Annotated in this window: 9 protein-coding genes; 2 read left to right on the forward strand and 7 right to left on the reverse strand. The window is 63.0% G+C overall.

Going from position 1 to position 9,233, the window contains the following annotated elements; all coding sequences use genetic code 11:
- Nucleotides 1-42 precede the first annotated feature (42 nt).
- From FJ949_RS11730 to FJ949_RS11760, 7 genes are all read right to left on the reverse strand, one after another.
- Nucleotides 43-717, reverse strand: a complete 675-nt coding sequence (locus FJ949_RS11730; RefSeq protein WP_140495908.1) for a PadR family transcriptional regulator — start codon at nt 715-717, stop codon at nt 43-45.
- 168 nt (nt 718-885) lie between these two features.
- A complete protein-coding gene (locus tag FJ949_RS11735) occupies nt 886-1,254 on the reverse strand; it encodes a DCC1-like thiol-disulfide oxidoreductase family protein (RefSeq protein WP_140496404.1) in 369 nt (122 codons plus the stop codon).
- A 20-nt stretch (nt 1,255-1,274) separates the two neighbouring features.
- Nucleotides 1,275-1,544, reverse strand: a complete 270-nt coding sequence (locus FJ949_RS11740) for a DUF333 domain-containing protein (protein WP_140495909.1) — start codon at nt 1,542-1,544, stop codon at nt 1,275-1,277.
- 106 nt (nt 1,545-1,650) lie between these two features.
- Entirely contained in the window at nt 1,651-1,944 is a 294-nt protein-coding gene (locus tag FJ949_RS11745; RefSeq protein WP_140495910.1) for a GYD domain-containing protein, read from the reverse strand.
- Nucleotides 1,945-2,153: 209 nt separating this feature from the next.
- Complete coding sequence (rpoD, locus tag FJ949_RS11750; protein WP_140495911.1) at nt 2,154-4,178, reverse strand: RNA polymerase sigma factor RpoD; 2,025 nt, start codon at nt 4,176-4,178, stop codon at nt 2,154-2,156.
- Nucleotides 4,179-4,699: 521 nt separating this feature from the next.
- Entirely contained in the window at nt 4,700-6,634 is a 1,935-nt protein-coding gene (dnaG, locus tag FJ949_RS11755) for a DNA primase (RefSeq protein ID WP_140495912.1), read from the reverse strand.
- A gap of 141 nt (nt 6,635-6,775) precedes the next feature.
- Nucleotides 6,776-7,171, reverse strand: coding sequence for an RcnB family protein (locus FJ949_RS11760; protein WP_140495913.1), 396 nt, complete (start codon nt 7,169-7,171; stop codon nt 6,776-6,778).
- A gap of 247 nt (nt 7,172-7,418) precedes the next feature.
- Between FJ949_RS11760 and FJ949_RS30320 the strand changes: the two genes are divergently transcribed.
- Both FJ949_RS30320 and FJ949_RS11765 read left to right on the forward strand, forming a co-directional pair.
- The gene (locus FJ949_RS30320) at nt 7,419-7,565 is read left to right on the forward strand and encodes a hypothetical protein (protein ID WP_181165210.1); all 147 of its coding nucleotides are present in this window, start codon (nt 7,419-7,421) and stop codon (nt 7,563-7,565) included.
- Complete coding sequence (locus FJ949_RS11765; protein WP_140495914.1) at nt 7,562-9,223, forward strand: Na/Pi cotransporter family protein; 1,662 nt, start codon at nt 7,562-7,564, stop codon at nt 9,221-9,223. The genes FJ949_RS30320 and FJ949_RS11765 overlap by 4 nt, the downstream gene beginning before the upstream one ends.
- Nucleotides 9,224-9,233: the final 10 nt, after the last annotated feature.

The raw sequence follows: 9,233 nt of genomic DNA on the forward strand, positions 1-9,233 counted from the left end.
TGCTTGAACGGGCAAGGGCCGTGCCGGTTGGACCGAAGCCGGCTATTTGCGCGACAGCGCTTCGAGCGCGGCGGCGGCGTCTTCGAGGATGCTCATCGCCGCGGCCTGCTTGTCCGCCGGCGCATCGACGATGTCGCTCAGCGCGGCGCGCAGCCGGTGGCGCAGCGCACGGAATTCGTCGCGCTTTTCCGAACGGCCGCCTCGGCCGCCGCGCCGGTCCTCGCTATCGTCATTCCAGCCGAACCAGTCGCGCGCCTTGGCCATCTTGCGGCCGAAGCGCTCGAGATGGTCTAGCACGCCCTCGATCATCTCACGGTTGTCGGCAAGATGCGCCTGCCCGGCCTCGGTGATGGAAAACACCTTCTTGTTGCCTTCGCTCGAGGACACGGCATAGCCTGCCTCTTCCAGGAAGGTCAGCGTCGGGTAGACCACGCCCGGGCTCGGGCTGTAGATGCCGCTGGTGCGCTCCTCCAAGGCCTTGATGATGTCATAACCATGGCGTGGCGCCTCGGCCAGCAGCGACAGCGTGATCAGCTTGAGGTCTCCGTCGGCCAGCATGCGCCCGGCGCGGAACATGTCGCCCGGGCCGCCGCGTCCGCCGCCCCTGCCATGGCCGAACGGGCCAAAGCCGCCGCCCCCGCCTCTGCCGCCAAATTTGCCGGCCATGTGCATGAAGACGCGCTCGGCGCGATCGCCAAAATGATTGTGTCCGTGCATTGATTGCTCCTTGAGTTATATCTTACGACATATCTTAGCTAGGCACACGCCAGCGTGGAGTCAAGATATATCTTACGATGTATCGGGCCGGAAGCGAACAGCATCTGTCGGACGCCGACCCGTCGGTCGCGCGCGAACATGCGTTCATCATGATTGGAGTAGCCGGCGCTACCAGCGGCCGTTGCGCCGGTTCCAGGCATAGAGCAGGTCGGCGAAGCGGTCGTAGCCGAAGCGAGCGAGCGGTAGCGTAAGGGCGTTGCCGAGCAGCTTTGCCAGCCAGCCCTCGCCCGGCGTCAGCGCCCACACGGCGATGGCGACATCGGCGCCGACCAGCAGCCTGCCCTGAGCATCGGTCGCGTGCAGCCGGCGGCGGATGTCTTCCAGCGAAGCGCCAAATCCGGCCAAGGCTTCCGGTTCATGATTGATGTCGCGAAATTCGATCCGCCCGGCCTTGATCGCCTCGATCAGCCGCCGCTTCTGCCTGGCAATTCCGGCATCACAGACCGGGCAGCGCGTGTTGTACCAGACGGTCAGCAAGGGCCTGGTTCTGCTGTCGATCACTTCAGGCCCATCACCGTCTTCGGCCCGACGCATTTGTTGTCGCGAAACAGCTCCCACTCTTCGCACAGCCGCCGATTGGGCAAGCGGCAAAATCCATATTCATTGCCAGCCTTGTCCTTCTTGATCACCAGGCGCCCGCCGATCTCTCCGCAATGGACCGATGCGGGATTGGACATGCCGACCGGTTTTTGCGGGGCAGTGTGGGCATCGATCGGCATCGACGACCACGCGGCAAGGCTGATAGCCAATATCGAAACTTTCTTCATCGCGATCTCCGCTGGCTGCACTCTATCACGATGGAGCGCACCGTCTTGCCGCAAGGCGCCGTCGAGCCGGCACCTGCTCATCGGCTCCGGAACGTCCCGATTTGCATCATCCAAGCGACGAGATGATCTCGCGGTAAGCAAGCTCCGGGAAAGCCTTCAGGGTCCGTGACTTGACGTTGCCGCCCGCGGCCAGCATCAGCGCGAAACGCGCCAGCACCGCATCGTCGGGCGCTTCGACCACCGCCACCATGTCGAATTCGCCCATGGTCAGGTAGAACGACTTGAACGATCCCCCCATCTCGCCCAGCTGCGTCTTGGCGGCATCGAGGCGCTTGGGGGATTCGCGCACGTTCTTCGCGCCCTGCTCGGTCCAGTTCATCAGCATGATGTAAGTCGTCATGGCACGCCTCCTCCGGGGCCACGGAGCACGGTGCTCAGGCCATGGCGATGTCGACACGGCCTCGACCGGGGCGGGCTTCCCGGGCTGTCGCCCAGAAAAATGCATCCGACACGAAATTATCCTCCCTAAGGGCGCGTGCCGCAATGGCGAGCGCCAAAGAAAAAGGGCGCCACGATGGGCGCCCTTGATCTCTTCACAATCGGTAGGCCTCAGCTATCCAGGAAGCTTCTAAGCTTGCGCGAGCGGCTCGGGTGCTTGAGCTTGCGCAACGCCTTGGCTTCGATCTGGCGGATACGCTCGCGGGTGACCGAGAACTGCTGGCCGACTTCCTCGAGCGTATGGTCGGTGTTCATGCCGATGCCGAAGCGCATGCGCAGCACACGCTCCTCGCGCGGCGTCAGCGAGGCGAGCACGCGCGTGGTGGTCTCGCGCAGATTGGCCTGGATCGCCGCGTCGATCGGCAGGATCGCCATCTTGTCCTCGATGAAGTCGCCCAGATGCGAATCCTCCTCGTCGCCGACCGGCGTTTCGAGCGAGATCGGCTCCTTGGCGATCTTCAGCACCTTGCGCACTTTTTCGAGCGGCATTGCGAGCTTCTCGGCCAGTTCCTCCGGCGTCGGCTCGCGGCCGATCTCGTGCAGCATCTGGCGCGAGGTGCGCACGATCTTGTTGATCGTCTCGATCATGTGCACCGGAATGCGGATGGTGCGCGCCTGGTCGGCGATCGAACGCGTGATCGCCTGCCTGATCCACCATGTCGCGTAGGTCGAGAACTTGTAGCCGCGGCGATACTCGAATTTGTCGACGGCCTTCATAAGGCCGATATTGCCTTCCTGGATCAGGTCAAGGAACTGCAGGCCGCGATTGGTGTATTTCTTGGCGATGGAGATTACGAGGCGCAGATTGGCCTCGACCATTTCCTTCTTGGCGATAGCCGCTTCGCGCTCGCCCTTCTGCACCTGGTTGACGATCTTGCGGAATTCCAGGATCGAGATGGCCGTTTCCGTGGCCAGATTCTGGATCTCGGCGCGCAGGTCCCTGATCGCGTCCTTCTCGTTCTTGGTGAACTCCTTCCAGCCGCGCGAGGTCAGATTGGCAATTGAGCGCGTCCAGTTCGGGTCGAGCTCGGAGCCCTGATATTCCTTCAGGAACTCCTCGCGGCGCACGCCATAGCTTTCGGCGAGACGCAGAAGCTTGCCCTCGTTCTGCACCAGGCGCTTGTTGATGTCGTAGAGCTGCTCGACGAGCGCCTCGATGCGCGCCGTGTTGAGCGACAGCGACTTCACCGCCTTGATGAGCTGATCCTTCAGCTCCTTCAAGCGGCGGTCCTGACTGGGCGACAGCGTGCCGGCCGCGGCCAGCCGGTTCTCGACCTGCTGATCCTGCAGCTTGCGCAGCTTCTTGTAGGTGTCGGCGATGACGTCGAGCGTTTCCATGACCTGCGGGCGCAGCTCGGCTTCCATTGCCGCCAGCGACAGGCTGGCCTCGTCCTCGTCCTCCTCGTCGTCATCTCCGATGCCGCGCGTGTCGGCGCCGACATTGGTGATGTCGTCTTCATCGTCGCGTCCGCGGCGCGGCTTTTCCTCGACCTTGGGCGCTTCCTCGACGCGCTCCACCACCGGCGCCTGCTTGGCCTCGGGGCCGGCATAGGTGGCTTCGAGGTCGATGATCTCACGCAGCAGGATCTTGGATTCGTTGAGCTCGTCGCGCCAGATGATGATGGCCTGGAAGGTCAGCGGGCTTTCGCACAGGCCCGCGATCATCGTCTCGCGGCCGGCCTCGATGCGCTTGGCGATGGCGATTTCGCCCTCGCGCGACAACAACTCGACCGAACCCATTTCGCGCAGGTACATGCGCACCGGATCGTCGGTGCGGTCGGTCGGCTCTTTCTTCGTGGTTGTGGCGGCGACGGCGGTGCCGGTCTGCTCGGCCAGCTCGTTGGCGTCTTCCTCGGCATCCGCCGCGGTGTCGCCGGCCTCGGCCTCTTCGCCCTGCTCGTCGTCCTCGACGACGTTGATGCCCATGTCGGACAGCATCGCCATCGTGTCCTCGATCTGCTCGGAGGTCACTTCCTCGGAGGGCAGCACCGAATTCAGCTCGTCCATGGTGACATAGCCGCGCTTCTTGGCGGCCTTGATCATCTTCTTGACAGCATCATCGGAAAGGTCGAGCAGAGGGCCATCGGTGGCGCCTTCGCGTTCGGTCTCGACCTCTTCCTTTTCCTTTGTCGCCATAGTCTTTATCTTCTCCTAGCGGCCCGACATCGAGGCCGCGCAAGCTGTCGGACCGGTCAAATCGGCTGGGCTCGCTTTTGCAACGCGCTTCACCGGGCCAATAACTGCATCATCTCTTTGTTGGTGCCCTGTCGTCGCCCAAAACCGGTTTCCATTTTTGGGCGACATGCATTAAGTCCAGATTAACCCTGATATCTGTGGCAGGCTGGCTGCCTGTCCAGTGACCAAGACCTCACATCGCTGCTTTTCCCGTCGACGCGGGTGCGGGTTAACGTTTCGAATCGTCCTGATTCCGCCATTCTGCCGGAAGGTCAAGCGCCTCTCGCATGATTCGCATGAAAAAAGCGAATCAATTACCCGACTTAGCGCGGTCCGGCTCTAGAAGATCCATGACAACGCCGTCATTCCTGCACTTGCTGGCATGAGCCCGTCCCAACCCTCGGGCCGAAATGAGCTCCGCCTTTCTTCTGCTGGAGTATGATCGTTCCCGAAAACCGGGTCCCGCTTTTCGGAACCATGCTTCAGGCCCGACCAGCCCTGCCCGACGAAACACCGAAACCTTCGATCAGCGCTTCCGTCGCTTGAACATCCCGAAATTGCGCTTGAATTTCGATCAGATGGCGGAAATTCTCGTCCGAAGGATCCGCATCCATCGCCGCTTCCGCCTGTTTCAGCTCCTTATGTAAGGTGCGCGCGCTACGCTGCAAGTGCAGCGCCTGGTTCAGAGCGTCGCGGGCATCCTCGAGCGCTGCCGTCTCCAGCGCCGGCCACTGCCGCGCCCGCCTGATCAGGCCGACGGCACGCTCCCAGATCTCGGCGCAGCCGGCGCGCTCGATCGTCGCCACCACGGCGTGGCGGTCATTGGCCATGTCATGTGCCATCGCGTCGAGGATGGCACCGTGCAGCCGCCTCAGCTCGGGGTTGGCGAGATCAAGGAACTCGACATGGGCGAAATTCTCGTCGATCAGCGCCGGGTGGTTGACCAGTGCCACGATGATCGTCGCTTCGCGCACCGACATTCCTTCGTTGCCGCGCTTGACCAGTGCCGACTGGCCGAGACTTTCCGTGATGGCGATGCGACCACCGCCGGCTTTAGCGAATTGTCCGCCGGGAGCGGGCGCCTTGCCCTGCCCCGGTTTCCAGTCCGGACGACCTTGCCGCGTTGCGCGCTGAGAACCGAAGAAGCTCAGCACGCGCTCGCGCATCTCCTGCTGGTAGTGATATCGCAGGCTTTCATCACGGATGCGGCTGGTCAGTTCGCGCAGCCGCTTCTCCAGTTCGGCCCGCCGCTCCGGCGTGTCGAAGACGCCGCCCGCCGTCTCGCGCATCCATAACAGATCGGCAAGAGGACGCGCTTCCGCCAGCACGGCGCGGAAGGCATCCGGCCCCTCCGCCTTGACCAGGTCGTCGGGATCCTTGCCTTCCGGCAGCAGCGCGAAACGCGCCGTGCGCCCGGCTTGGACTACGGGCAGCACCATGTCGGCGGCCCGCCATGCGGCCTTCAGCCCGGCCTTGTCGCCGTCGAAGCACAGCACCGGCTCGGCGGCCATACGCCACAACAGTTCGAGCTGGTTTTCGGTAAGCGCCGTGCCGAGTGGCGCGACGACATTCTCGAAGCCGGCCTGCGCCAATGCGATGACATCCATATAGCCTTCGACGGCGATGACCGTGCCGCCCTTGGCCAGCGCTTTTCGCGCGCGGGCGAAATTGTAGAGCACGTTGCCCTTGTGGAAGAGCTCGGTATCGGGCGAGTTCATGTATTTGGCGAGCGCATCCGGCGCCAGCGCTCGCCCACCGAAAGCGATGATCTTGCCACGCGAATCCGGAATCGGGAACATGATGCGGTCGCGGAACCAGTCATAGGAGACCGGAATGTCGTCGCCATGGCGCACCAGCCCACAGGCCTCGATATCAGCCTTCGGCACGCCCTTTGCGGCCAGATGCTCCTTCAGCGCATTGCGGCTGTCGGGCGCATAGCCCAGCCGGAAAGCATGCTGCGTCGCGGGCGTCAGTCCGCGGTCGCGCAGATACGCACGGGCCTTGGCGCCCTCCGCGCCCTGTAGCCGCTCCTGGAAAAAGGCAGTCGCCATTTCCATGACGTCGGTAAGGCTGGCGCGTTCCTTCTCGCGCCGCTCCTCCTGCATGTCGCGAACCGGCATCGGCACGCCGGCCATGTCTGCGATCTTCTCGACCGCCTCGGGAAAGCTCAGTCCGTCAAGTTCGGTCAGGAACTTGAAGTGATCGCCCGAGACCGAGCAGCCGAAACAATGATAGCGGCCCTTCTTGTCCTCGCAATGGAAGGACGGGCTCTTCTCGCCATGAAACGGGCAGCAGGCCCAATAGTCGCCGCGCGACGCATTGGTCTTCTTGCGATCCCAGGCGACGCGCTGGCCGATGACCTGCGAAATCGGCACGCGGTCGCGTATCTCGTCGAGGAAGGCGGGCGGAAAGCGCATCGGGGAACTCGTTTATCCCCCATATAATCATGCCCGCGAAGTCCGGCGACCCCTAATGCTGACGATGCCCGGTTTCCACAGGGCAAAAGGAAAGGCGGCCGTTGCGGGCCGCCCTTCCTCCAGTCTGGCACTATCGGGACTTTACTGCGCGGCGATGGCGCCAAAGATGATGCCGGAGAGGGCGCCGACCAGCACATAGTCGTTGCCGACGCGGATCCATTCCTGGCCACGGCCAGGACGATGCAGGCCGTAGCGACCATAATCGCGGACCGGCTGATGCTGCCGCCAGCCGGAATATTTCTGGCCATTGCGCCAGTTGTTCCGCTTCACGACGACCTTCTTTTGAATGATACGCTTCTGGATAACGCGCTTCTGGATGACGCGCTTCCTGACATCCCGGTTGGTGGGCTTCTGCCAATCGACATTGGTATAGTTCGACTGCGGCGCGACCGGCGCATTGAGCGGTGCGGCCTGGCCCGTCAGGGACGTGGCGGCCAGCATCGAGAAAGCAAGACCGGAAAGAACAATGCGCTTCATGAAGGAATCTCCTTGGTTGTCGATGCCGCAGAAATAGCCGTCGAAGAATGAACCGAAACTGAACATGAGCATTACAATTCCGTAATGAATCCGAAGCTTTAGGCCGATTGGTTGAACATCCTCGCAAATTCCGGGCGAAGGGCGGGCGGCAGCACCGGCCGATCCGCCGCGTCAAGGCGGCGAGGCTCATGCAACCATTTCGGCATCCGTCCATTCTCCGACACGCCCCGTCGCGCGCGGAGAGCCCTTGAAATCGACAAATTTTTATTATCCGGCTAAAATATTCGAGCTATTATCGGCCAACGTCATGATCATGATTCGCACCCCTCCTCTTTCTCCCGACCGCCGCGCTGCCCGTGTCGCCGGCCTTGTCCGTATCGGTGCGCCGCAATGAGCGGCTCCGTGGTTCTCCTGCATCTGGCCGGCGCCGTGGCGCTGATGCTGTTTGCCACGCGCATGGTGAAGACCGGCGTCGAGCGCGCCTATGGCGACGTGCTGCGCCACAAGCTGCGCGCCACCATGCGCAATCCTGTCATGGCGGTGCTGGCCGGCACCGGCCTCGCTATAGCGCTGCAGAGCTCCACCGCCGTCACGCTGCTGGTCGGCTCCTTCGCCGGCTCCGGCATTGTCTCGGGCGCGGCCGGGCAACTGGCCGTCCGCGGCGCCGAGATCGGTTCGGCTCTCGTGGTCAAGCTGCTCACCTTCGATCTCACGCTGCTGGTGCCGCTTTGCCTGATCACCGGCACGGTCATGTTCATGGCCACCGAGCGGCGCGACTGGCGCCAGACCGGTCGCATCCTGGTCGGCATCGGCCTTTTGATCCTGTCGCTGGAAATGATCGGTCAGGCATCCGAGCCGCTGCGCAACAGCCAGTTGATGCCGGTCATCATCAATTACTTCTCCGGCGATTCCATCACCGCCTATCTACTGGCGGCGCTGATCACCTGGCTGTTCCAGTCGAGCATCGCCGCGGTCCTGTTGATGGCGACGCTGGCGGGCCGCGGCCTGATCACGCCCGAACTCGGCGTCGTCCTCATCCTGGGCGTCAATCTCGGTTCGTCGATCATCGCGCCCATGCTGACCCGCTCCTCCGGCCCCGAAGTGCGCGTCGTGCCGATCGGCAACCTCTTGATGCGCGGGCTTGGCTCGCTGGTCATGCTGATCCTGGTCATGATCTTCAGGCCGCATTTCGCGTTCCTTGGCGCGACGGCAGCGGACCAGATCGTCAATGCCCACATCCTGTTCAACGTGCTGATCCTGCTCGCCGGCCTGCCGCTGGCGGGTCTCGTCTACCGAGCCTCGGAGAAGATCGTGGCGCTCGGCACCAAGACGCCAGCCGCCACGCTCGACGTCGTCGAACTCTCGGCGCTCAACGAAAGCGCGCTCGACGTGCCGAGCCAGGCGCTGGCCAATGCCACCCGCGAGGTGGTGCGGGTCTGCGAGACGGTCGAGATCATGCTCAAGCGCATCATCGAGCTCTACGAGAGCGCCGATGCCGACAAGATCAAGGCGCTGGCCGCCCTTGACGACCGCGTCGACCGCAAGCACGCGGCGATCAAGCTCTACCTCGCCAAGGTCACCAAGAACCCGCTGACCGAGGACGAGGCGTTGCGCTGCCAGGAACTGATCGGCGCCTGCGTCAAGCTGGAGCAGGTCGGCGACATCATCGTGCGCAACATGCTGGTACATGTGAAGAAGAAGTTCGACCGTGGACTGGAATTCACCGACGAGGGTTGGAGCGAGCTGTGCGCCTTCCACGCTTCGGTGCTCGCCAATGCGCGGCTTGCCTTCAACGTGCTGGTGTCGCGCGATGCCGAGACGGCTCGCCAATTGGTGCTGGAGAAGGAACGGCTGCGCGACGCCGAAAAAGAGACCAGCGCCAGCCATTTCCTGCGGCTGCGCGAAGGCACTGCCAAAAGCGTCGAGACCAGTTCGATCCACCTCGACACCATCCGCGATCTCAAACAGATCAACTCGCTGCTGGCATCTATGGCCTATCCCGTGCTGGAAGAACGCGGCCTCCTCGGCGGATCCAGGTTGAAGGCGAGCTGATCAACGACAT

Origin of the sequence: Mesorhizobium sp. B2-4-1 (assembly GCF_006442185.1) — a bacterium.
In the GTDB taxonomy this organism is placed as follows: domain Bacteria; phylum Pseudomonadota; class Alphaproteobacteria; order Rhizobiales; family Rhizobiaceae; genus Mesorhizobium.